Source organism: Chitinophaga sp. GbtcB8 (genome assembly GCF_019091455.1).
In the GTDB taxonomy this organism is placed as follows: Bacteria; Bacteroidota; Bacteroidia; order Chitinophagales; family Chitinophagaceae; genus Chitinophaga.
Window position 1 is genome coordinate 1 of record NZ_JAGXJN010000400.1, and the last position, 237, is coordinate 237.

General features: G+C 50.6%; 1 pseudogene. It reads right to left on the reverse strand.

Annotated elements, in window-relative coordinates:
• Positions 1 to 55: 55 nt before the first annotated feature.
• Positions 56 to 237 (reverse strand): annotated as a pseudogene (locus tag KVT36_RS32175) (ABC transporter ATP-binding protein); the annotation flags it as partial.

Sequence of the window (237 nt, forward strand, 5' to 3'; positions counted from 1 at the left end):
GGTTCCGGGCTTCTTCCACGCTGGCCATATCACTCTCTTCACGGACGGCCTTTTTTTACAGGTAGTTTTCGTAATCTCCTTTATAGATGAACAGCTGCTGCTGGCCCAGCTCTATGATCTCATTACATACGCTGTCCAAGAAGTAGCGATCGGGGGTAACCAGCAGCAGGGTTACGTTTCCCTGGTTCAGGAAACTTCCCAACCACTCGTTCATGGATACATCCAGGTGGTGGGTAG